Raw genomic sequence first — 23495 nt, 5'->3', positions numbered from 1 at the left:
ACGACCGTCGGGGCCCGCCTCCGGAAGGAAGCGGGCCCCGACGGGGACAGGCAGTGCCGGGCGACTACTCGGAGTCTGCCTTGGCTGCTTCGTCTGCAGCCTTGAGTTCCTGCGTGGCCTTGTGCTCGGCGGCGGCGCGGCGGCCTGCCGGGGAGAGTAGCGAGGCAACCGTTGCGACGACGATGGTGCCCAGGATGACCACCAGCGAGGTGGTGATCGAGATTTCCGGGACCCACTCGATGTGGTGGCCGCCGTTGATGAACGGCAGCTCGTTGACGTGCATTGCGTGGAAGACCAGCTTGATGCCGATGAAGGCCAGGATGATCGACAGTGCGTGCTTGAGGTAGACCAGGCGGTCCATCAGGCCACCGAGCAGGAAGTACAGCTGGCGCAGGCCCATCAGCGCGAACAGGTTCGCGGTGAAGACGATGAACGGGGACTGCGTCAGGCCGAAGATCGCCGGGATCGAGTCGACCGCGAAGAGCAGGTCGGTCATGCCGATGGTGATGAAGACCATGACCATCGGGGTGAACATGCGCTTGCCATCGATGGTGGTGCGCAGCTTGTTGCCGTCGAACTCCTTGGAGATCGGCAGGTTCTTGGTCAGCTTGTAGATCAAGCCGTTGTTCGCTCCGTCGGACTCGTCCTCGCCGTGGTCGGTCGCCTGCTTCCAGGCGGTCCAGAGCAGGAACGCACCGAAGATGTAGAAGACCCACGAGTAGTTCTCGATGACAGCAGCACCGAGGATGATGAAGATGCCGCGCAGGATCAGCGCGATGATGATGCCGAACATCAACACTTCTTGCTGGTACTTACGTGGCACCGAGAAGCGGGCCATGATGATGATGAACACGAAGAGGTTGTCGATGCTCAGCGAGTACTCGGTGACCCAGCCGGCGATGAACTGCTGGCCGAGGTCCGGGCCCGCCTGCCACCAGACAACGGCACCGAAGATCAGGGCCAGGGTGACGTAGAAACCGACCCAGAGGCCGGATTCCTTCATCGAAGGTTCGTGTGGTTTCTTGACTACGTAAAGCAGGTCAAGCAAAAGAATGATGCACAATGCAGACAGAGATATGATCTCAAACTGCAGCGACAAGCCGTGGTTTCCCAATGTGGGGCCTTTCAAAACGGGGTACGTGAAATTACCGCAAGTCTCTCCGCCGCCCGCTCAGATTGGGACGACCGCTGCGCCCGGCGAGGCATCGATGCCTCGCGTGTTGACGACCACAGCACAAGTGGGATACTCCCCTACGCTTGAAACAGTCTAACGCACTCGTGTTTCGGTCCCGTGGACGACCCCTACGCGTGACCTGCGTTTTTCATCTGGCGAAGTTCCTTCTTCAGCTCCGACACCTCGTCGCGCAGGCGAGCGGCGACCTCGAAGTGCAGCTCGGCGGCCGCCGCGTGCATCTGCTCGGTCATCTGGCTGATCATGTCGACAAGGTTTTCCGCAGGGGCCGCGGCCAGCCCGTCTGCACGCACCACCTCGTGCGCCTTCTTGGTGCCGGCGGCCGAACGCTTGGCGGTCTTGGCCAGGCGCTGGTTGTTCAGCAGCTCCTGGGTGTCCGCGTCCTCGCGGGCCAGCGAATCGGTGATGTCGGCGATCTTCTTGCGCAGCGGCTGCGGGTCGACGCCGTGGTCCTTGTTGTACTTCTGCTGCACCTCGCGGCGGCGGTTGGTCTCCTCGATCGCCTGCGCCATGGCGTCGGTGATCTTGTCCGCGTACATGTGGACCTGGCCGTCGACGTTTCGGGCGGCGCGGCCGATGGTCTGGATCAGCGAGGTCGCCGAGCGCAGGAACCCCTGCTTGTCGGCGTCCAGGATCGCCACGAGCGAGACCTCGGGCAGGTCGAGGCCCTCACGAAGCAGGTTGATGCCGACCAGAACGTCGAACAGGCCCATGCGCAGCTCGCGCAGCAGCTCGACGCGGCGCAGCGTGTCCACGTCGGAGTGCAGGTACTGCACCCGGACCCCGTGTTCGGTGAAGTAGTCGGTGAGGTCCTCGGCCATGCGCTTGGTCAGCGTGGTGACCAGGATGCGTTCGTTGCGTTCGACGCGGGCGCGGATCTCGTCGAGCAGGTCGTCGATCTGCCCCTTGGTGGGCTTGACGATGATCTCGGGGTCGATCAGGCCGGTGGGGCGGATGATCTGCTGGACCACGCCGTCGGCCTTGCCCAGCTCGTACTTGCCCGGGGTCGCCGAGAGGTAGACGGTCTGGCCGATGCGCTCGAGGAACTCGTCCCACTTGAGCGGCCGGTTGTCCATGGCCGAGGGCAAGCGGAAGCCGTGCTCCACCAGGGTGCGCTTGCGCGACATGTCACCCTCGTACATGGCTCCGATCTGCGGGACCGTGACGTGGGATTCGTCGATGACCAGCAGGAAGTCGTCGGGGAAGTAGTCGATGAGGCAGTGCGGCGCGGTGCCGGCGGCACGGTCGTCAATGTGCCGGGAGTAGTTTTCGATGCCGTTGCAGAACCCCATCTGCTCCATCATTTCCAGGTCGTAGGTGGTGCGCATACGCAGTCGCTGGGCCTCCACCAACTTGTTCTGGCTCTCCAGGGTCTCCAGGCGCTGACGCAGCTCGTCCTCGATGTCGCCGATGGCGCGGTTCATGCGCTCGGGACCCGCCACGTAGTGGCTTGCAGGGAACACGTACATCTCGTTTTCCTCGCGGATCACGTCCCCGGTGACCGGGTGCAGCGTGTGGATCGATTCGATCTCGTCGCCGAAGAACTCGATGCGCAGCGCCTGCTCCTCGTACATCGGGATGATTTCCACGGTGTCGCCGCGCACGCGGAAGGTACCGCGGTGGAAGTCCATGTCGTTGCGGGCGTACTGCATGGAGACGAACTTGCGCAGCAGGTCGTCGCGGTTCAGCTCCATGCCCTTCTTCAGGGTCACCATGCCCGCGACGTACTCCTCCGGGGTGCCCAGGCCGTAGATGCAGGAGACCGTGGCCACGACGATGACGTCGCGGCGGGTCAGCAGCGCGTTGGTGGCCGAGTGGCGCAGGCGTTCGACCTCCTCGTTGATGGAGGAGTCCTTCTCGATGAAGGTGTCCGTCTGCGGCACGTAGGCCTCTGGCTGGTAGTAGTCGTAGTAGGAGACGAAGTACTCGACGGCGTTGTTGGGCAGCAGCTCGCGGAACTCGTTGGCCAGCTGCGCGGCCAGCGTCTTGTTCTGCACCATGACCAGCGTGGGGCGCTGCACCTGTTCGATGAGCCAGGCGGTGGTGGCGGACTTGCCGGTGCCCGTGGCGCCGAGCAGCACCACGTCCTTTTCGCCCGCGTTGATGCGTGTCGTCAGTTCCTTGATCGCCGTTGGCTGGTCGCCGGCGGGCTTGAACTCGCTGATGACCTCGAAGGGGGCCACGACGCGGTTGATTTGCTGGGCAAGACTCATGGTTCTAGGTTACGCCCCGGGACGGACAGGTTGGCCGGTGCTCGCGTTGGGCTGAACGGATCCGGGCCAGCGCCTCGCCCTGCCCGCGGCCGATGGCGTGGTGGACCCAGTGGAAATAGCGTTCCGCACCCGTGAGGATGCCCGGAACGACGTCGGCCGGATCGACCCTGCGGGACATGCCGTTGGCCGTGAACACGGCATTTCGGGACGTGCCCTTCAGGGCGAGGCTGGCCGGTTGGCCGGACAGGGTTCCCGTGCCGTTGCCGGCGTCCAGGAATCCATCAAGAACATCCAGCAGCGCCAGCCAGATGCCCGTCACGTCGTCCCACAGATCCAGCGGGAGCAGGTGTTGGCCGTGGTACAGCAGGTGGACCAGGCCGTCGCTGCCGACGGGGTTGCGCGTGGCGCGGTCGAACCACAGCGCGGCCGCACGTTCGGGCTCCCGGTCGACACTCACCAGGTAGTGCCCCGGCCGGGCACGGAAGTCCGCCAGGTCCGTCACCGTGTGCGGGACCAACAGGAAGGTCTCGGTGGCGAAGGCGTTCGTGTTCACGGACGGCGCGTGTTCTTGCGCGCGTCGCGTTCGACGATGTTGCCCAGCACGGTGCGCAGGGTGCGCATCATGAACAGCACCGTGGCAAACGTGGCCGCGGCGAGGCCCAGCAGCGCCAGCCACGCCGGAACGAGCACCACGGCGGTGTAGCCGGAGTTCCGCAAGACGAATTGCACGAGGCCGCCCATCAGCAGCCACGGAACCAGCGCGGAGGCAAAGCTCAGCCCGCTGATCAGCCAGGCGATCTTGATGCGGCGCAGCTCGCGGTCGGCGCGGGCCTGTTCGGCCTCGAGCAGCGACCGGAGTTCCGCCTTCGCGGCCTCGCGGTCAGCGGACATGCTTGGATTCAGCACGCAGTGAATTCCAGAACTCGTTGACGCGGTCCCGGAGCTGCTCCACGGTGCCGGAATTTTCGATGACGACGTCGGCGACGGCGGCGCGCTCCGCGTCCGTGGCCTGCGCGGAAATGCGCGCCAGGGCATCGGATTCGGCCATGCCGCGGTCCCGGGCCATCCGGTGCAGGCGCTCGGCCAGCGGGGCCGCGACGACCAGGACCACGTCGAAGTCCTTGGCCTGCCCGGTCTCCACCAGCAGCGGGATGTCCTGGACGATCACCGCGTCCGCGGGGGCCGCCTCGCGGAGCCGGGCCGCCTCGGCGCGCACCAGCGGGTGCACGATCGAGTTCAGCCTTTCGCGCGCGGCGGCGTCCTTGAACACCAGCGCGCCCAGGGCCGGGCGGTCAAGCGTCCCGTCGGCGGTGAGGATGCCGGGCCCGAACGCGGCAACGACCGCCGCAAGCCCGGGGGTCCCGGGCTCCACGACGGCCCTTGCGATGGCGTCGGCATCGATGAGCACCGCGCCGAGTTCGGCCAATTGCCGCGCGACGGCGGATTTTCCTGCGGCGATCCCGCCTGTCAGACCAACATTGAGCATGTGCCCTAGCCTACAGGCGCGGGCTCGATGTTCTGGTTGTGGTGGAACAGGTTGGCCGGGTCGTAGTGCGCCTTGATCCGGGCCAGCCGGTCGTAGTTCTGCAGGTAGGAGGCGCGGATCCGGTCGGTTCCCTCCTCCATCATGAAGTTCACGTAGGCCCCTCCGGCGGTGGTGGGATGCAGCTCGTCGTAGTACGACTTGGTCCAACCGGTGATCAGCTCCGCGTTGGCGGGGTCCGGATCGACCCCCACGATCACGCCCGCCCAGCCGCCCTGCCGGTAGGCGAAGGCCGTCGCGTCTGCCGGGACGCGTGCCGCGGCCCCGTCGATCGGGTACAGGTGCATGGTGGAGAAGCCGGTGGGCAGGGCGGCACCGTACTTGGCGTGGATGTCGATCGCTGCGTCGGAAATCTCCTTCACGAAGTCGGCGCGCCAGTACCACTGCAGCCCGGCGGGATACAGGGCGTCGAACGCCTGCTGCAGCGTGCTGAACGGCATGGCGTGCAGGCCCACCAGCAGCGGGGAGCCGAACTCGCGCACCGGGGCCAGCACTGCGTCCGCGGCGGCGTGCTCGCCCGTGTAGCACCAGATGATGCCGCAGGCCTTGCGGCCCCAGAGCGACTCGGGGAACGGGGCGGCCGGCGGGATGGTCAGCAGGCCGAGCCATCCGCTGAGCTCCTCCGGCAGCGCGGGCAGCAGCTCCCGGTACCAGCGCATGACCGCCGGCGCGTCGGCCAGGTCGTAGAGCACGGGACCCCCGATGATGACCCCGTGCTCCCCGATGTCGTGGGTGCGGAAGGTGAAGGAGGTGACGACGCCGAAGTTGCCGCCGCCCCCGCGCAGGGCCCAGAACAGGTCCGGGTGGCGGTTTTCGTCGGCGGTGACCAGGGTCCCGTCGGCCAGCACCACGTCCGCGGCCAGCAGGTTGTCCACCGTCAGGCCGAAGCGCCGGGTCAGGTAGCCGATGCCGCCGCCCAGGGCCAGCCCGCCGACGCCCGTGGAGGCGATGAACCCGCTGGGGGTGGCCTGGCCGAAGGCGACCGTGGCGTGGTCGACGTCGGCCCAGACGGCGCCGCCGTCGACCCGCACGGTGTGGGCCGCGGGGTCGATCGTGGTGGAACGCATGCCGCCCAGGTCGATGACCAGCGCACCGTCGGCGACCGACAGCCCGGAGGCCTGGTGCCCGCCGCCGCGCACCGCCGGGTCCAGTCCGTTCTCGCGGGCGAAGTTCACGCAGGCGACGATGTCCGCGGTGTCCGCGACCCGGGCGATGGCCGCCGGGCGGCGGTCGACCATGCCGTTGTAGACGGCACGCGCCGCATCGTATCCGGCGTCCTGCGGCAACGTCAGTGTTCCGCGCAATGACGCCGCGAGTTCGGCATAGGGTGCTTCCGTTGTGTCCGGATGCCCGCTCATGGTGTTCTCCTGCTGGGTGCTTGGGGTGGGGTTGATGACCACCACGCTAGGCTCCCGCGCGTTCGTCAGGCGTTCGCCTCCAGCCGGCGCAGCAGCGCGACGCTGCCCTGCTCCCCAGCCACGGCGCGGGCCCGCTCGAGCATCGCGCGGCGCTCCGGTCCGCCGGCCAGGCCGGCGCGCAGGCGCAGCACCTCCGGGAGCCACCAGACGTCGCTGTGCTGTTCGGCGGTGGCCAGGGCCGCGTCCAGCACCGCGCACGCGCCCTTCGCGTCGCCCTCGTCGGCCATGCCGGAGGCCAACAGCGACAGCCAGTAGGGCATGCGGGCCAGCGCATCGTGGGCGCGCAATGCCGCGATTCCGGCGCGGATTTGCCGCGTTCCCTCAGCGCCGCCGGTCAGCCGGCCCTGCAGGATTTCGCCCCATTGCCCGTAGTAGGCGAGGTCGTAGCGGCGGCACAGCCCCAGCAGTTCATCGATGAGTGGCTCCAGCGCGCCGGTGTCCCCGCGCAGCTGCTGCAGCACGGCGGCATAGGCCAGTGCCACGGCCCGCGTGTAGGGAACCTCGCCCCCTCCGGACATGGCCAGCGCCTCGCCGGCCAGTTCCGTGGCGCGGGCATCGTCCCCGACCAGCCAATGGGCGTGGGACGCCCAGGCCCGTGCATGGATCTCCAGCCTGGTGCCCAGGATGTAGGAGTAGCCGGGCCCGCCGATCTCGCTGCACCGGTCGAAATGCCCGATGGCCTCGGCGGCCAGGCCCAGCCCCTGCGCCGCACCGCCCACCGCAAAGTGCGCCTGGCCCAGCAGGTCCGGGTCCTCCCCGGCGAGCGCCAGCGCCTGGCAAGCGATCCTGTACGACGGCCCGATCCGTCCCTGGACGAAGCTGCCCGCGAAGAGCCCGATCAGGCTGTCCGCCAGCACCTCCCGCTGCCCCAGCCCCAGGGCGAGTTCCCGGATGCGTTCGAGGTTGCCCATCAGCTCCGCCGACGAGTAGCCCAGCAGGGCCGTCTGCGGAGGGGACATGGAACGGCGGACGGACAGCTCGGCCTCGTCCCGTGCGCGGCCCGCCGGTTGGGCGGAGATCAGCCCGAGCGCCCGGCCGTAGCTTTTCAGCGCCGCGGTGTTGGCAAACACCCGCGCGGCGTCGGCCCCGGCCCGCAGGTGGAACGGCAGGGCGCGCTCCGGGCTGGAGCCCAGCGTGTATTGCTCGGCGAGCGTCGAGGCCACTGCGTCGAGGTTTCCCGCGTGCAGCAGCTCCAGGCCCTGGGCCAGCCGGCGGTGCAGCAGCCAGCGCTTGGCAGGGGTGGCGCCCTCGTACGCGGCCGTGCGCAGCAGGTTGTGCCCGAATCCGTATCCGGAACCCGCCGGCACCAGGATGCCCAGTCCCCACAACTCGTCGATGGCGTCCACCAGCCCGGCGCTCTCCAGGTCCCCCGCCTCGCTGAGCAGGTCCAGGCTGATGTCGCGCCCGAAGGCCGCCGCGAGTTCCGCGACGTGCCTGGCCGGCGGGCTCAGCCGCTGGATGCGACGCCCCAGCAGGGGGCCGAACCCCGCCTCCGGCAACGACCCGGCCTCCGGAAACGCGCGGGCGGCCTCCAGGACGTAGAGCGGGTAGCCTCCCGTGGCGGCCTGCAGCAATCCGGTTTCGGCCTCGTCGAGCGGGTGGCCGCGGATCTGCCCGGCCAGCTCGCCGCTTGCCGCGGCATCGAGCGGCGCGAGCGCCATTTCGCGCAACAGCCCGGCACTGCGCGCCCCCTGGAGCAGGCCGGACATGGATGCGGAGCCGCCCTCCCCGCCGGTGCGCAGGGTCGCCGCGAACAACAGGTTCGCCGCCCTGCCGGGTCCCAGCAGGAAGGCCATCCACGCGGCGGTGTCCGCATCGCACCATTGCAGGTCGTCGAGCACCAACAGGGTCGGACGCCCGGTGGACTCCACCATGGCGGCAAGCGCCTCGAAGAACCTGAACCGTTGCCAGGCATCGACCATGGCGCGTCCGGAGCCGTCCCCGGAAGGCGGGTCCGGCAGCACCTCCGGCAACAGCCTTGCCGCCTCGCGCCGGAGCGGCTCGGGCAGGTTGGCCAGCGCCGGGGCGAATCCCCTGCTGCGCAACCACACCGCCACCGGCGCCAGCGGGATCCTGCCCGAAGCGTCCATGCACCGCGCCCGGGCGACCACCGCGCCCGTGGCCCGGGCCAGGTCCCCCAGCGCCGCGGCAAGATGCGTCTTGCCGACGCCCGGGGCGCCGGAAAGCACCAGCAGGCCCCCGCGGCCCGCGCGGGCATCCTCCCAGCATTGCCGCAGCACAGCCATCTCCCGGTCCCGTCCGATCGGCGCCCGCCCGGCCCCTGCGTTTGTCGGACCGGCGCCGGTCGTGCGGTTGGGTCCCAGCAGATTGCGGGTTTCGGCCGACGGGGCCACGCCCAGTTCCCGTTCAAACACGGCGGTGCAGCGGTGGAAGGCATGCAGCGCGGCGGCCCGGTCCCCGAGGGCCAGGTGGGCGCGGATCAGTCCCCGGTAGCCGGCCTCCTCCAGCGGTTGGATGGCGATGCGTTGCACGGCCACCGTCAGGGCGCGCCGGCCCTCCCCCAGCGCGCTCCACGCCGCGACCGCGTCGTCGCACAGCGCGGTGCATTCGCCCAGGATCCGTTCCCGGGCCGCGGGCACCCAGTCCGAGTAGTTGCCGGGCATCAGGTCCCCGCGGTATTCGTCCAGGGCCAGCTGCGCATGGGCCAGGAATTCCCGCGGGTCCGGGTTCTTCGCGGCAGCAAGGGCGGCACCGCGTTCCTCGGCGAACACCTGCACATCCACGCGCAAGCGGGGATGGGGCAGCCAGCCGATGGCCCCGTCGGAGGTCGCCAGGCAGTCGAGGCCCTCCAGCAGCTGCCGCAGGTTGTGCAGTTCCCGGCGGAGGTTTGTCATGGCTTGGCGCTCGGGGGTATCGGGCCAAAACGTCCCGGCCAACACCGGCCTCGGCACCCGGATCCCGGGGTGCAGGACAAGGTAGGCCAGCAGCTCCACCGCCCTGGACCCTCCGGCGACAAGGTCAACGCCCAGCGACGTGAGACGTTGTTCACCGAGCAGATTCAGTTGCAGCACGGCCCCTGCCCCTTTCGGCGGTTCGCCCCCGCAAGGAATTCTCCCACCGCGGTCCGGGACGGGCAATGTCCGGGCGGTCCCGACTGACTAGAATGGATCGGTGATGCACAGCGATTCCGTGGCGACGGCCTATACGACGGTGGACGGCGACTTCGTCCACGCGCTGGAGATCAAGCGTTCGCGTTTCATCACCTACCTGCGCCGGGTCGAGTCCGAGGAGCAGGCGCGCGGCCTGATCGCGGAGCTGCGCAAGAGCCACTTCGATGCCCGGCACCATTGCAGCGCGTTCATCCTGGGCCCGGACCGCATGGCCATGCGCAGCAACGACGACGGCGAGCCCTCCGGCACCGCCGGCATCCCGATGCTCGACGCGTTGGCCAAGCGCGAGACGGAGCCGGGGGTCACCGACCTGTCGGACATCGTCGCGGTGGTCGTGCGCTACTTCGGCGGCATCCTGCTGGGCGCCGGCGGCCTGGTGCGCGCCTACTCGGATTCGGTCTCCAGCGCCCTGGATGCCGCCCCGCTGGTCCGCCGCCAGCGCATGCGCATCCTCGGGGTGGACGCGGACTACGTCGCCGCGGGAAGGCTGGAGAACGACCTGCGCGCCGGCGGGATCCAGGTGCTGGGCACCGACTACGGCCCGCGACTAGCCACGTTGCGGGTGGCGCTGAACGACGAATTCGATGCGATCGAGCAGTTCAAGGACCGGCTCGCCACGCTCAGTGCCGGCTCGAGCACTGCCGAAAACATGGGAACCGAATGGGTGGATTTACGTTGATACTGGAATTTGAGTCGCTGCGGCGCTGGCCCGACGTCGAGGCGGAAAACCTGCAGGCTTTCGACGCCGCGGACCGGCTGCTGCTGGATCTTGCCTCCGAGGCCGGCTGGCCGGCCGAACCGGGACAGGTCGCCATCCTGAACGACCACTACGGTGCGCTCACCCTCGGGGCACTGGCGGCGGGGGTGCGCGGCGTGCGGGTGCACCAGGATGCGCTCTCCGGCGCCCGCGCCATCGAGGCCAACGCCAAGCGTTTGCTCCCGGAGCTGGCCGACGATTACACGCACCAGCCGCTGGGTGCCGGGCTCTTGGAGGACGCGTCGCTGGTCCTCGTCCAGCTCCCCCGTTCCCTGGACGCGCTGGAGGAAATGCTGGCCTTCGTGGCCGAGCACGCCGCCGCCGACGTCACGGTGATGGCCACCGGCCGCATCAAGCACATGGGCCTGGGCATGAACGAGGTCATGGGCCGCTACTTCGAGAACGTCACGGCCTCGCTGGCGCGGCAGAAGTCCCGCGTGCTCACGGCCACGGGCGTTCGCCCGGTGGACCAGCGACCGGCGCCGCGGTTCCCGCTGCGCAGCTCGTTCCCCGTGGGCTTGGAGAAGCCGCTCGAGCTGCGCGCCTTCGCCGAGACCTTCGGCGGCGCGAAGCTCGATCCGGGAACCAGGTTCCTGCTCGAGCACCTGGACCTGCCGGACACCGCCGGCCGCGCCGTCGACCTCGGCTGCGGCAACGGAACCATCGCCGGCTTCTTGGCCATGAAGTACCCAAGGCTCACGGTGCATGCCTCTGACCAGTCCGCATCCGCCGTGGCCTCGACCGTGGCGACCGCGGCGGCCAACGGCGTGGCCGACCGCGTCACCCCCGTGCAGGACGACGCGCTGGCCTCGCTGCCCGACGCGTCCGAGGAACTCGTGGTGCTCAACCCGCCGTTCCACATGGGCAACACCGTGCACGCGGGGATCGCGCTGAAACTGATTGCCGACGCCGGCCGCGTGCTGGCGCCCGGAGGCGAGCTGTGGTGCGTCTGGAACTCGCACCTCGGCTACAGGTCCCAGCTGGAAAAGCTGGTGGGACCCACCCGCCAGCTCGCCCGGAACCCGAAGTTCACCATCACGGTGTCGACGCGCGCATAACGTAGAGTTGGCGACCACATGGGCGAGTTTCAATCGTTCGGGCCCCAAGTGGTGCAATACTTCTGGAATGGATGAGCGCACCGATGTACCCAAGAAGGCCCTGATCGTCGTTGACATGCAAAACGGCGTGATTGAACATTGTGTCCACCCGAAGAAGGTCACCGCACGCATCCAGGAAATGGTCAGCCGGGCACGCGACACCGGGACCCCGATCTTCTGGGTGCAGGACGAGCAGGACTTTGCCCGGCATTCCACCCCGTGGCGCATCGCAGCCCCGCTGGAGCCCCGCGACGGCGAGCACCACATCTTCAAGACGTACCGTGATGCATTCGCCGGAACCGGCCTGCACGCGGCGCTGAATGCCCAGGATGTCCAGCACGTGGTGATCTGCGGCGCCCAGTCCGACTATTGCGTTCGCACCGCGGCCCAGCGCGCCGCCGCCATGGGCTTCGACGTGACGCTCGTGCGCGATGCCCACACCACGGGGGCAGCCACCTTCGAGGGTCAGACCATGACCGGAGACCAGGTCATCGCCCACACCAACGCATACTTTGCCGGCTTGGATTATCCGAAGCAGAGCATTTCGCTGCTGCGTGCCGAAGAGGTCGTCTTCCACCCGGTGCCGGTGAACGACTAAATCTGGCCAGAGTCGGGACCCGGTCCGTTGCCGCGCTGATCCGCTGAGACAAAGATCGGGTGCCCGTGCTTGTAGCGCCAGGCATGGCCGTCGATTCCGAACGGCCTCAGGTCCAGTTCATCGATGCGCCCCGCCATGGGTACGCGGTTCGGCATCGTCTCGGGTTCGCTCCCGGATTGTCGCAAGGCTTCGACTTTGTGCCCGCCGAAGTAGCTTTCCTCGGGTTCGCTGCGCCATCCTTCGATGGCCACGAATTCCTTGCCGGCCACCAACCCTGCGCGGCCCGGCAAGCCCCGACCCGCGTAGCCGAGCACGCCGATCTGCCTGCCCATGGCGGTGATCGGAAGGCTGGACAGCTCATTCCAAACCCATGGCTTGGTTCGGGCAGCGGCGGCGAACTCCGCTGTGCCCATCGCGTTGACCACGTCCACTCCGTGTACCGGGCAGTGCAGATCTACGGAAGCCTCGTCCGAATAGTCCGAGCCCAGTTCCAATTCCACGAGTTTGGAATGTTGCCCGCAACTGCAGTCGCCGCGCTTTTGCTCATCCTCGGACAGCGCCCCTGTATCCAGCCAGTCCTTTCCCGCGACGGATAGCGGTCCGCCGTCAACCGTCGGCAGGATCCAGAGCACGGAACCGATCGACGTGGTCCGGTACATGCTCCAGGCGATCCGGCACGGAAGGACGACCGCCCCCAGCGCGGCCGCCAGGGCGATGGCCAGCAGGAAGGGATTGAACGGCTCGGGTTCCGGCCCTGGCCCGTTGGCGATGGAACGGTGCAGCAGCCACGCGAACAGCAAGTACGCAACAAGCGCCACGCCAGCCAGGATCGGTGTCCCCCAGCGTCCGCCCGTCGCTTTCTCCCGCGCCCACTTCGCCTGCTCCTCGGAAAGCGGAAGCGTTTCGGGCACTTCCTGTTCCAGCGCCTTCCGCAATGCGCGGAGTGCATTGAATTGCCGCAGGCCCATCGACAGTTCGACCAACGCAGCACCGCCAAGCAGTACCGTGCCGGGCCAGTACCACCAATGCGATTCAAGTCCCATACCGGCTGCAATGGAGTTCTCAAATTGGACGGCAAGAAACGCCACCCAGATTCCCGTGCCAGGCGAGAACAAGAGCGGAATCAGGATGAGGAACAGCATCGTGAACGCGGCGTCCGGCAGGAAAACCGAGGCCTGTACCGATGCGGCCCAAGTCGTTGATGCCGTCCGGGAGTCGCCGCCGAGCCACTTGATGAATTCCGCGGCAAGCAACCCTCCGAACCCCAGAAGCAAAGCCCAGTACAACACACTGGGCGCGAGCGTTTTGGGCAGGGCAACCCATTGGGTTTCACTGGGTCTCAGCAACAGCGCGGTACGTTGATTGGTCACCCATTGATCTTGCCATCGGTCGCGCCCCCGAACCGAATTCGCTAGGGTGGCTAAAACACCAGTGACCAGCAAGGAGACACCGGCGATCATGAATCCGAAACATCGAAGATTTGTTGCCGACCTTAAACAGGCAGGCATTGATCGAGAGATACAGATTCTTGACGAGCACACGCACACCGCAGCCGCGGCGGCCAGCTACCTGGGCTGCGAGGTTGCGGCCATTGCCAACTCGTTGGTCTTCGACTGCGAAGGCGAGGCGCTGCTGATCATGTCCAGCGGTGCGGGTCGCGTCGACACCAAGGTTGTCGGTGCGGCACTGGGCGGTGTTTCACTCAAACGGGCAACGCCCGACTTCGTCAAGCAGGCAACGGGCCAGGTCATCGGCGGAGTGGCACCTGCCGGGCATCCCGCTCCCCTGCGCACCGTGATTGACACCGCGTTGCGTGACTTCGACGAGCTCTGGGTTGCCGCAGGCACAGCGGATTCGCTGATGCCCCTCAGCTACGACGAGCTCATCAGGCTGACCGGCGGTACCGAATTGGTCGTCCGCTAAGGACCCGAAACCGCAGGTTCATGGCAGTGCTCGACATCGGGCCAACTCACGATCGCCTTTTCACTCGGAGCCAGCGCCTTGACCAGCAGCGCATCGGCGACCATGATTCCATGCGGCGAGACCTCAAGGATGGCCAGCGGGCCAGACAAGGCGCCGGGCGCGTACTTGAGCTTCCGAGGCTTGATCAGCTTGGAAATTACTCGTTCACACTGGAGGTCTTCACCGGCAAGGTAGCCACTCTGTTCACCTGCAACATGACCCAAGACCGAACGTGGCTGCACGACGTCATAGTCGGAGGTTACCGGCTCGAGGTACCCAGCGGCTTCCCCGTCTTCCCGGACCACGGCAATCCATGCGGAAGCATCCATCATTCGAGGTTGACCCGCGGGTACCCGAATTTCCGAACCGGCTGGTTAACGTCGAAGGTCCCCTCCACCAGTGGTGGAGGGGACCTTCGAACAAGCTACCTCGAGCGAATCAAAGATTCACAAGCGGAGGAAGGCTTAGGCGCCGGCCAGCTTCTCGCGCAGTGCTGCGAGTGCTTCGTCGGATGCCAGGGTGCCGGCCTCGGTTGCCGGAGCATCCGAGGAGTAGCTGCTTGCAGCGGACTCGGCCGGAGCAGCTTCAGCAGCTGCATCGTCGGCGAGGTGCTGAGCAACCTGCTTCTTGTGGGCTTCCCAGCGAGTCTGGGCGTCAGCGTACTGCTGCTCCCAAGCTGCACGCTGGGTCTCGAAGCCTTCGAGCCATTCGTTGGACTCTGGGTCGAAGCCCTCTGGGTACTTGTAGTTGCCCTCTTCGTCGTACTCTGCAGCCATGCCGTAGAGAGCCGGATCGAATTCGGCACCTTCCGGATCGACGCCCTCGTTGGCCTGCTTGAGGGACAGCGAGATGCGGCGACGCTCGAGATCGATGTCGATGACCTTGACGAACAGTTCGTCTCCAACGGAGACAACCTGCTCTGCAAGCTCCACGTGGCGCACGGCCAGCTCGGAGATGTGTACGAGGCCTTCGATTCCGTCTTCGACGCGAACGAATGCACCGAACGGAACAAGCTTGGTGACCTTACCCGGTACAACCTGCCCAAGGGCGTGGGTGCGGGCGAAGGTCTGCCACGGATCTTCCTGGGTGGCCTTGAGCGAGAGCGAAACACGCTCGCGGTCCAGGTCGACCTCGAGAACCTCGACGGTGACTTCCTGGCCAACTTCGACAACCTCGGACGGGTGGTCGATGTGCTTCCAGGACAGCTCGGAAACGTGGACGAGACCGTCTACGCCGCCAAGGTCCACGAATGCACCGAAGTTGACGATGGAGGAAACGACGCCCGGACGAACCTGGCCCTTTTCCAACTTGTTGAGGAACGTGGAGCGAACCTCGGACTGGGTCTGCTCGAGCCATGCACGACGGGAAAGAACAACGTTGTTGCGGTTCTTGTCCAGTTCGATAATCTTGGCTTCGATTTCCTGGCCGATGTACGGAGCCAGATCGCGCACACGGCGCATTTCGACGAGCGATGCCGGCAGGAAGCCGCGCAGGCCGATGTCGAGGATAAGGCCGCCCTTGACCACCTCGATGACGGTGCCGGTAACGACGCCGTCTTCTTCCTTGATCTTCTCGATGTCGCCCCAAGCACGCTCGTACTGAGCACGCTTCTTGGACAGGATCAAACGACCTTCCTTGTCCTCCTTGGTGAGGACGAGGGCCTCGACGTTGTCACCAACGGCGACTACGTCGCCCGGGTCAACATCGTGCTTGATGGAAAGTTCGCGGGAAGGAATGACACCTTCGGTCTTGTAACCGATGTCGAGCAGAACTTCGTCGCGGTCAACCTTGACGACGATGCCTTCGACGAGGTCGCCATCGTTGAAGTACTTGATGGTGGCGTCGACGGCAGCGAGGAAGTCTTCAGCAGAGCCAATGTCGTTGATTGCAACAACTGGAGCACTGGTCTTCTCGTTGGAGGTGATGGTCATGTAGTAGGGACTCCGATGTGGATAGTCTGTATGAATCGGTCGGCCGGAAGTCCCGGCATGTTCCGAATTAAGCTTTGTGCGGGCACGGCAAGGCCGAAACACGCCCTATTAGTCTATTCCCCCACACCCTGCCGGGTCAAAACGTCAACCGCTTCTCTTGTCAAGCCGGTGTGTCGGAATTCGCCGCCGCCGAAACGGGCCCGGCAAGGGACGATGCAAGCGTGTTTTTAGAACGCCTCTGACAACTTGAGCAGGCGCAGATCCCGGGATTCAAGGGATTTCAGCAGCCCCGGCAGTGCCCGGGCCACGCCCTCCCCGGTGCCCGAATTCGGGCGGTTGAAATGCCCGATCCCGACATCGCGCTTGCCCAACAGGGCAGCTTGAGCGGCAACGGTGGCCACCGGGAAGGTGGCCCCGGCATCGAGGTTCACGGTGAAATTCATCGGAATGAGTCCAAGCTCACGTGTCATGCGGGTGCTGAGCTCATCCATGTGGGCGGTTCCCGAGCGGAAGAACTTCGCTTCGACGCCGAAGGTTTCCCGAAGGTAGTGCTGGTTGCCCATGACCTCGTCGTAGGCCTGCGCGATCGATGCGGTGCCGGGAATCCCGTAGGCGGCCTGCCCCCGGCTGGCCAGCGGCGCGTGCGAGGTGCCGTGGTTGGCGATCTCGAAGAGCGGATCGGCCACCAGGTCCAGCATCAGGGAGTGGTTGGCCTTGGCCCAGCGGCGGTTGATGAAGAGCGTTGCCGGGGCCCGGTGTTTCCGCAGCGCCTTGACCAGGGTGAGGTCGTAGCCCTCGCCGTGCGGACCGCCGCAGGCGTCGAAGGTCAGCGCCGCACCGCGGGCCCCGGCCGGCAGGTCCATTTGGATGCCCTTGACCTCGAGCCCAAACGCGCCCGCGGGCTTGCCGGAAAATTCGGCGACGGCCTGCTTCCGGGTCATCACCCGGGCATGGCCCGCCGAGGGGCTCCGTGTCGGGCTTGGCTTTGCCGTGTCGGTCGTTACCGAGCTATTCGTTGCCGTCGGACCCGGGGCGGGAGATGCCGCGTTGGCTCGCCGCTCGAGTGGCGACCTTGGCGACCCGGGGTCCGCGACGCAGGAGCTGAGCATGGCGGCACCGAGCCCGAGGGCCGCACCGAGGAAGACCCTGCGTCCCACGCGGGACGGGGTTGGAGGTGGAACGTGCATGATTTCTAGAAGTCCGCCTGGCAGTAGGGAACGGTGGCGGTGGCGAAGAGCGCATCCATCGCGGCCAGCGCGCCGGCCGAATGGGCCGTGAGCACGCCGGCCTCGTGGAGCCGCGTGGCGCTCGTGGCGCCGAGGTAGAGCGAGGCGAGGTCGCGCACGTCGAGGGTCGCGTCCACGGCGAGGTCCGCGGGGGCCCGGCGCACCACCGGCGTCCCGTCCGTGACCGTGAGTTCCCAAGCGCCGTCGACCAGCTGCAGGTCGTCGCGCACACCCAACCGGATGCTGCCGTCCGAGGAGTAGCCGCGGGCGCCGAGGGCCGCGGGGATGTCCAGGATGCGCAGCCACAGGTGGTCGCCCAGCGCCGTGACCTTGTAGGAACGCGAGTCGGCCAGCGCGGTGGGCAGCACGTCGTCGACCGGGCCGCGTCCGGTGACCTTGTCGATCAGGTCGTGGGCGCCGAGGTGGGCTACCAGCTCCCGGCGGGCCGCGCCGTCGACGGCGCACAGCTGCTGGATCTCCATCGTGTAGGGGTCGCTCTTCCAGCCGGAGAACAGGTAGGTCACGAACCCGTCGGGGTTGCCCTGCCCGTCGAGGTGCAGGGCGGCACGCAGGTTCTTCACCGGCTTGAGCGATTCGTAGTCGTCCCAGCGGCCCTCGGCGAAGCCCAGGTCGAAATGGTTGTGTCGGACCGAGCCGAGCGTCCGGGCGTGGGCGGCCGCGAAGATGGCCGTGGCGTGGTCCTTGAGATCTGCCGGAGCGACCTCCACGACGCTGCCGGTGGCACCGGCGCGCAGCTGCGCGCCGCGGTCGACCTTGAGCGCGAATTTCACGCGTTCGGTGGCCCGCCCGAAGCCGAAGCGTCCGTAGATGGTCGCCTCGGAGGCGGTCAACGCGGCAAGCGGCATGCCCGCTTCCCTGGCAAGCGTCAGGTCCTGGGTCATCACGGTGCGCAGGATGCCGCGGCGGCGGTGCGTCGGGCTGACGGTCACCGAAGTGATCTGGTGCACCGGCACCGGCTCGGCGCCGCCCACGTTGATGGTCCCGGGGAATGCCGCGTAGGTGGCGACAGGCTGGTCTGCGTGGATCGATGGGGCGATCGCCGCGTCGTCATGCACGGCGGTGAACGTGACGCCGTCGGCTACGGCGATCTCCGCCAGGGTCTTCAGCGCGTCGGCCTCCGGCGGGCCGTCGTGGAACCCGCGGCTGGTTGCCAGGTTGAACGCGTCGGTGCGCCGCGTGGGCACGCCGTCGACGATTTCCGGGGCGAAGCGCTCGATGCGGATGGCACTGTTCTTGGTCGCGGTTTCACTCATGGCCGGCGGTTGCTCTCTTCTTCAGAATCCGTTGATGGCGTGGGGCAGCCCGGGCAGGTCCAGCAGATCCCCGATCCGGTCCGGCTCCCCCGCGTCCTCCATGCGCAGCAGTCCGGCGGCATGGAGTTCGGCAACGCCGGCTGCCGAGAGCAGCAGCGGCCCGAGCGCCACGGCGTCGCAGGACATCGTGGCGGGAGCGTCGTCGGCCAGGCGCGTGACCACGGCCTGGCCGTCACCGACCTCGAACCCGTAGGTCCCGGAGGCCAGGCCCAGCGGGTCCTCGACGCGCAGCGTGAAGTCCCCGGCGCCCCGGTATTCGCGGGCGGCGAACGCCTGGGGCACATCGAGCACGCGCACCCAGAGCCCGTGCCCGCGTTCGCCGTAGCCGATGCGTGCGGCATCCTCCAGCGCCCAGCCCAGCGGGTCGTTGGCGGCGGCGAACGGGTAGCTCACCCGCTCCACCAGGTCGTGGGCGGACAGGAACCTGAACAGCTCGCGGCGGGCAACCTCGGTGGTCGCCACCAGGTCCCGGACGTCCAGCGTGATCGGCTTGGGGTCCCAGCCGGCAAAGGCGTAGGTGACGAATCCCCGGACCTCCCCGGCGGCATCCAGGTACACGGCCGCGCGCTGCTTCGGGTCCGGTTCGGGGCCGTCCTCGCCCCAGCGCGCGGTGGCGTGGCGCAGGTATGACTCCTGGCGGCCCACCGAGCCGCGCCGGGAGGCATGGAAGCGTTCAAAGAGCGGCACCGCGATGTCGCCGAGCTTCTCGGGGGCCAGCTGGACCACCGACCCGACGGGTTCCGCGTGGAAGCGCACGTCGCCGCGCACGTCCAGCTGCAGCTCCTGGTGCTCGGTGACCCGGCCGAAGCCGAAGCGCCCGTAGATGGTCGCCTCGGTGGCGGTGAGCGCCGCCACCGGGAAGCCCGCGGCCTTGGCCCGGCTCAGGTCGCCCGTCATGAGCTGGCGCAGGATGCCGCGGCGGCGGTGCGTGGGGCGCACCGTGACCAGGGTGACCAGGTGCGCCGGCAGCAGCCCGGCGCCGGCGTTCAGCGTCTGGGCGAACGACGCAAAGGTGGCCACGGGCACCAGCGGGTCCACGAGCCCGGCGGGCCGGGTGTCGTCGTAGACGCCGGTGAGCACCCGCGCATCGGCCTCGTGGGCCTGCAGCATCTGCTCCAGCTGCTCCGCCGTGGCCGGCTTCTTGTAGAAGCCCTCCCCCGCGGTGTTGATCCAGGCGGCGAACTGCCCGCTGGCCGTGCCGTCCTCGCGGCGGGCCAGGGACACGTTCTCGATGCGCAGGTGCCCGGCCGTCATCAGTGTCCGGCGTCCTGCCAGGACTTGCCGATGCCCACGTGGACATCCAGCGGCACCTTCAGTTCGGCGGCGGCGCCCATCTTCTCGCGCACCATGGCCTCGACGGCCTCCAGCTCGCCGGGGGCGACCTCGAGCACCAATTCATCGTGGACCTGGAGCAGCATGCGGGACTTGAGCCCCGCCTCCTCCAGGCCTTCCTGCACGCCGAGCATGGCGCGCTTGATGATGTCTGCGGCGGACCCCTGGATCGGGGCGTTCAGTGCGGCGCGCTCTGCGATGTCGCGCAGCTGGCGGTTGTCGCTGGCGAGCTCCGGCAGGTAGCGGCGGCGGCCGAAGATGGTCTCCGTGTAGCCGTCCTTGCGCGCCTGGTCCACGACGGCGCGCAGGTAGTCGCGCACCGCGCCGAAGCGGGAGAAGTAGTCCTTCATGAGGTTGCGGGCCTCGTCGACGGAGATCTTCAGCTGCTTGGACAGGCCGAACGAGCTCAACCCGTACGCCAGGCCGTAGCTCATGGCCTTGACCTTGGAGCGCATCTCGTTGGTCACCTCGGCCGGTTCCACGTCAAAGACGTGCGAGCCGACGAATCGGTGCAGGTCCTCGCCCTCCCGGTAGGCCTGGATCAGGCCCTCGTCGCCGGAGAGGTGCGCCATGATGCGCATTTCGATCTGCGAGTAGTCGGCGGTCAGCAGGGTCTCGTAGCCCTCGCCGACGACGAAGACCTCGCGGATGCGCCGGCCCTCCTCGGAGCGGACCGGGATGTTCTGCAGGTTCGGGTTCAGCGAGGACAGGCGTCCGGTGGCCGCGACGGTCTGCGCGTAGGTGGTGTGGATGCGGCCGTCGGCTGCAACTGCCTTGCGCAGGCCCTCGACGGTCTGGCGCAGCTTGGTCGCGTCGCGGTAGGCCATCAGCGCGACCAGGAACGGGTGCCCGGTCTTGACCAGCAGGTCCTGCAGCGACTCGGCGTCGGTGGTGAAGCCGGTCTTGATCTTCTTGGTCTTGGGCAGGTCCAGTTCCTCGAACAGGACCACCTGCAGCTGCTTGGGGCTGGAGAGGTTGACCTCGTGGCCGATCGCGGCGAAGGCCTCGGCGGTGGCCAGGTCGATCGTCATGGTGAAGTCGGAGTACAGCTCGTCAAGCTTGGCGGTGTCGATGGCGATGCCGGCCATCTCCATCTGCGCCAGCACGTGCGAGAGCGGCATTTCCAGGTCCTTGAGCAGGGCGTCTCCCCCGCGCTCGATGAGCATGCCGGCCAGGTGCAGGGACAGCTCGCGCACCACGTGGGCCGCGCGCACCGCGGGGGTGGCGAGGTCAGGGCCCTCGAAGTCCAGCGTCAGCTGGCCGTCCGCGGGGGCCGTGGTCGCATCCAGCGACATCTTCAGGTGCACTTGGGCGATGTCCGGCAGATCGTGGCTGCGGCGGTCCGGCTGGATCAGGTAGGCGGTGATCATGGTGTCGTCGTCGACGCCGGCAAGATCCAGTCCGCGGTTCTTCAGCAGCTTGTAGGTGCCCTTGTAGTCGTGGACGGCCTTGGTGTAGTCCTTGGAAAGCAGCACCTTGGCCAGTGCCTGCTCGGTGTCGGCATCGATTTCCTCGAGCGAGACGTACGCGGTGGCCTCTACGGAGGCGAAGGCGAGCCCGACGACGTCGAGGCCTCCGGCGGCCGGGACCGTGGCCGCGTGCATGCCCAGCAGCTGGGCGCCGTGCTTCGCGAACCAATCGTGGATTTCCGCGGCGGTGCCAAGCATCGCGTGTTCGGCTATCTCGATTTCCTCGCGGGCGTCCTCCGGCTCGTCGCCGAAGAGGTCGAAAAGCCGCTTGCGCAGGGTGTTGAACTGCAGTGCGTCGAAGAGCTCCTCGACGGCATCGCGGTTGGGGCGCTCGAGCTCCATGGCCTCGAGCTCCACCGGCAGTTCGAGGTCGCGCAGCAGGTGGTTCAGGCGGCGGTTGCGGGTGACGTTGTCGACGTGTTCGCGCAGCGAGTCGCCGACCTTGCCCTTGATCGAATCGATGTTTTCGAGGATGCCCTCCAGCCCGCCGTAGAGGTTGATCCACTTGGCGGCGGTCTTCGGGCCCACTCCCGGCACGCCGGGCAGGTTGTCAGCGGTCTCGCCCACGAGGGCGGCAAGGTCCGAGTACTGCTCCGGGCGCACAAAGTACTTGGCTTCGACTGCGTCGCCGTCCATCGGCGGAATGTCGGAGATGCCCTTCTTGGGGTAGAGCACCAGGGTCTTCTGGGTGATCAGCTGGAAGGCGTCGCGGTCCCCGGACACCACGAGCACGTCAAGGCCCGCGGCCTCGCCCTTGGCGGCGAGGGTGGCGATGATGTCGTCGGCCTCGTAGCCGTCCATGGTGATGGTCGGGATGTTCATGGCTTCCATGACCTTTTGGATCAGGTCGATCTGCCCGTAGAACTCCTCAGGGGTCTTGTTGCGGCCGCCCTTGTACTCGGTGTATTCCAGCGAGCGGAACGTCGGGGTGTCAAGGTCGAAGGCCACGGCGACGTGGGTGGGCTTCTGCTGCCGGATCATGGTCAACAGCATCGACACGAAACCATGCACCGCGTTGGTGTGCTGTCCGGTGTCGAGGGCGAAGTTCTCCGCCGGCAGGGCGTAGAAGGCACGGAAGGCCATCGAGTGCCCGTCAATCACAAGAAGTCGCTGGGGATCGGTTGCCACAAGTTTGGTTGATTCGCTCACACCTGCCAGCCTAGTTGGCATGAGCGATAATTTCACACACCACAACGCCTCCCCGACCGAGATATCTGGCACCTTTGCCGAGGCCAGCGCGGAACACGCAAACCCGTTCGCCGGGCAGCTGGCCGCGCACGGGGTTCCTGAAGCGATGTGGCCGATGCTTGCCGCCCACGGCGTGGGCACCCTGGTGGAGAAGCTCGGAATCGTTTTCACCGAGATTTCCGCGGACCGCGTCAGCGGGACGATGCCGGTCGAGGGCAACCAGCAGGTGGCAGGGATCCTGCACGGCGGGGCGTCGGTGGCACTTGCCGAGACGCTCGGATCCTTTGCGGCCGCCGTGCACGGCGGCGGCAGGAAGCGCCCGGTGGGCGTGGACATCTCCGCCACCCACCACCGCGCCGGCGTCACCGGACTGGTCACGGGCGTCTGCACCCCGATCCATCTGGGCCGCACGTTGACGACCCACGAGATCGTGATCAACGACGAGCAGGGACGCCGCATTTGCACCTCTCGCATCACCAACATGCTTCTGGAGGACTGACAAGGGAGGAAGGCGGCGCCTAGCTGCCGCCTTCTGCCCGATAGCTGTGCTGGGCCCAGCGGGCGAATTCGTCCAACACCAGGCGTGCCTGGCGGCGGATGGACGGGCCGAAGAAGAACGCGGTAAATGACATCGGGCCGGTGAAGCGCATGTCGTTTTCCATGACCCATCGTGCGGTTCCATCCGGGGCCGCCACGACCCGGGACAACACTCGGTGTTCCAGTCCCTTGGCCTTCACCAGCGATTCCTCCGTGCCGTCCGGGTCCTTTCGGAGCAGGGTTTCATCACCGGCGACCTCCCGCCCGTTGGGCAAGCGGTAATGGTACGTGGAGGTTGATCCGGCTTCCCCGGGTGTGCCGCTGCGGTGCTCGATGCGCTGCAGGCTTGCTTGCCGGTGCAGGGCGTGGTTGGGTTTGGCCAGCAGGGCAAGCACGTGCTCCACGGGGGCATCGATCGGCACCTCGATGGTGAACTTCATGGACACTCCCGTTTGGTGTTATGTGGTGTGCGTATGGTTCCGATCGTAGCAACGCACGGATCCCCCGGCGCAACGCCGCGGATTGGGGAATCGCGCTCCTTGGCGGTTGCTCTTCAGGCAACAACGA

At 67.3% G+C, this 23495-nt stretch carries 20 protein-coding genes; 5 read left to right on the top strand and 15 right to left on the bottom strand.

The window, feature by feature from the left end:
- Window positions 1–64: 64 nt before the first annotated feature.
- The 7 genes from ACIQLF_RS11015 to ACIQLF_RS10985 all read right to left on the bottom strand — a co-directional run bounded on the left by ACIQLF_RS11015 (window position 65) and on the right by ACIQLF_RS10985 (window position 9398).
- Complete coding sequence (locus tag ACIQLF_RS11015) at window positions 65–1114, bottom strand: TerC family protein (protein ID WP_400298012.1); 1050 nt, start codon at window positions 1112–1114, stop codon at window positions 65–67.
- 188 nt (window positions 1115–1302) lie between these two features.
- Window positions 1303–3405 (bottom strand): excinuclease ABC subunit UvrB, encoded by a 2103-nt coding sequence (uvrB, locus tag ACIQLF_RS11010; protein WP_400298010.1) that lies wholly within the window; start codon window positions 3403–3405, stop codon window positions 1303–1305.
- Window positions 3406–3409: 4 nt separating this feature from the next.
- The gene (locus ACIQLF_RS11005; RefSeq protein WP_400298008.1) at window positions 3410–3958 is read right to left on the bottom strand and encodes a hypothetical protein; all 549 of its coding nucleotides are present in this window, start codon (window positions 3956–3958) and stop codon (window positions 3410–3412) included.
- Window positions 3955–4296 carry a hypothetical protein gene (locus ACIQLF_RS11000; RefSeq protein ID WP_400298005.1) on the bottom strand — a complete coding sequence of 114 codons (342 nt, stop codon included), beginning with the start codon at window positions 4294–4296 and terminating at the stop codon, window positions 3955–3957. The genes ACIQLF_RS11005 and ACIQLF_RS11000 overlap by 4 nt, the downstream gene beginning before the upstream one ends.
- Window positions 4286–4891, bottom strand: coding sequence for a dephospho-CoA kinase (gene coaE / locus ACIQLF_RS10995; RefSeq protein ID WP_400298003.1), 606 nt, complete (start codon window positions 4889–4891; stop codon window positions 4286–4288). Before coaE ends, ACIQLF_RS11000 begins: the two co-directional genes overlap by 11 nt.
- Before the next feature lie 5 nt (window positions 4892–4896).
- Window positions 4897–6306, bottom strand: coding sequence for an FAD-binding oxidoreductase (locus tag ACIQLF_RS10990; RefSeq protein WP_400298000.1), 1410 nt, complete (start codon window positions 6304–6306; stop codon window positions 4897–4899).
- A 65-nt stretch (window positions 6307–6371) separates the two neighbouring features.
- Window positions 6372–9398: an ATP-binding protein gene (locus tag ACIQLF_RS10985; RefSeq protein ID WP_400297997.1), complete on the bottom strand. Its 3027-nt coding sequence runs from the start codon at window positions 9396–9398 to the stop codon at window positions 6372–6374.
- 103 nt (window positions 9399–9501) lie between these two features.
- On the opposite strand from ACIQLF_RS10985, the gene ACIQLF_RS10980 reads away from it, so the two are divergent.
- The 3 genes from ACIQLF_RS10980 (at window position 9502) to ACIQLF_RS10970 (ending at window position 11949) form a co-directional block, all read left to right on the top strand.
- Window positions 9502–10176, top strand: coding sequence for a YigZ family protein (locus ACIQLF_RS10980; protein WP_400298455.1), 675 nt, complete (start codon window positions 9502–9504; stop codon window positions 10174–10176).
- The gene (locus ACIQLF_RS10975; RefSeq protein WP_400297994.1) at window positions 10158–11312 is read left to right on the top strand and encodes a class I SAM-dependent methyltransferase; all 1155 of its coding nucleotides are present in this window, start codon (window positions 10158–10160) and stop codon (window positions 11310–11312) included. Before ACIQLF_RS10980 ends, ACIQLF_RS10975 begins: the two co-directional genes overlap by 19 nt.
- A gap of 67 nt (window positions 11313–11379) precedes the next feature.
- Window positions 11380–11949, top strand: coding sequence for an isochorismatase family protein (locus ACIQLF_RS10970; protein ID WP_400297992.1), 570 nt, complete (start codon window positions 11380–11382; stop codon window positions 11947–11949).
- Here ACIQLF_RS10970 and ACIQLF_RS10965 read toward each other — a convergent pair.
- Window positions 11946–13409, bottom strand: a complete 1464-nt coding sequence (locus tag ACIQLF_RS10965) for a hypothetical protein (protein ID WP_400297990.1) — start codon at window positions 13407–13409, stop codon at window positions 11946–11948. The two genes, ACIQLF_RS10970 and ACIQLF_RS10965, sit on opposite strands and share 4 nt — an antisense overlap.
- On the opposite strand from ACIQLF_RS10965, the gene ACIQLF_RS10960 reads away from it, so the two are divergent.
- Window positions 13408–13872 (top strand): YbaK/EbsC family protein, encoded by a 465-nt coding sequence (locus tag ACIQLF_RS10960; RefSeq protein ID WP_400297988.1) that lies wholly within the window; start codon window positions 13408–13410, stop codon window positions 13870–13872. The two genes, ACIQLF_RS10965 and ACIQLF_RS10960, sit on opposite strands and share 2 nt — an antisense overlap.
- On the opposite strand, the gene ACIQLF_RS10955 is transcribed toward ACIQLF_RS10960, so the two are convergent.
- From ACIQLF_RS10955 to polA, 6 genes are all read right to left on the bottom strand, one after another.
- The gene (locus ACIQLF_RS10955; RefSeq protein ID WP_400297985.1) at window positions 13869–14240 is read right to left on the bottom strand and encodes a hypothetical protein; all 372 of its coding nucleotides are present in this window, start codon (window positions 14238–14240) and stop codon (window positions 13869–13871) included. The genes ACIQLF_RS10960 and ACIQLF_RS10955 overlap by 4 nt on opposite strands.
- Before the next feature lie 135 nt (window positions 14241–14375).
- Window positions 14376–15842, bottom strand: a complete 1467-nt coding sequence (rpsA, locus tag ACIQLF_RS10950) for a 30S ribosomal protein S1 (RefSeq protein WP_400297982.1) — start codon at window positions 15840–15842, stop codon at window positions 14376–14378.
- 227 nt (window positions 15843–16069) lie between these two features.
- Window positions 16070–17029, bottom strand: a complete 960-nt coding sequence (locus ACIQLF_RS10945; RefSeq protein WP_400297980.1) for a polysaccharide deacetylase family protein — start codon at window positions 17027–17029, stop codon at window positions 16070–16072.
- Window positions 17030–17034: 5 nt separating this feature from the next.
- A complete protein-coding gene (locus ACIQLF_RS10940) occupies window positions 17035–18342 on the bottom strand; it encodes a GNAT family N-acetyltransferase (protein WP_400297977.1) in 1308 nt (435 codons plus the stop codon).
- 21 nt (window positions 18343–18363) lie between these two features.
- Window positions 18364–19656 carry a GNAT family N-acetyltransferase gene (locus ACIQLF_RS10935; protein ID WP_400297975.1) on the bottom strand — a complete coding sequence of 431 codons (1293 nt, stop codon included), beginning with the start codon at window positions 19654–19656 and terminating at the stop codon, window positions 18364–18366.
- Entirely contained in the window at window positions 19656–22286 is a 2631-nt protein-coding gene (polA, locus tag ACIQLF_RS10930; protein WP_400298453.1) for a DNA polymerase I, read from the bottom strand. The genes ACIQLF_RS10935 and polA overlap by 1 nt, the downstream gene beginning before the upstream one ends.
- Window positions 22287–22371: 85 nt before the next feature.
- Between polA and ACIQLF_RS10925 the strand changes: the two genes are divergently transcribed.
- Window positions 22372–22890 carry a hotdog fold thioesterase gene (locus ACIQLF_RS10925; RefSeq protein WP_400297973.1) on the top strand — a complete coding sequence of 173 codons (519 nt, stop codon included), beginning with the start codon at window positions 22372–22374 and terminating at the stop codon, window positions 22888–22890.
- A gap of 19 nt (window positions 22891–22909) precedes the next feature.
- On the opposite strand, the gene ACIQLF_RS10920 is transcribed toward ACIQLF_RS10925, so the two are convergent.
- A complete protein-coding gene (locus ACIQLF_RS10920; RefSeq protein ID WP_400297971.1) occupies window positions 22910–23368 on the bottom strand; it encodes an SRPBCC family protein in 459 nt (152 codons plus the stop codon).
- Window positions 23369–23495 lie beyond the last annotated feature (127 nt).

Origin of the sequence: Paeniglutamicibacter sp. NPDC091659 (assembly GCF_044756805.1) — a bacterium.
Lineage (GTDB): Bacteria > Actinomycetota > Actinomycetes > Actinomycetales > Micrococcaceae > Paeniglutamicibacter.
Note: the sequence above shows the minus strand (reverse complement) of the source record. Positions and strands in the feature narration are given on the sequence as shown.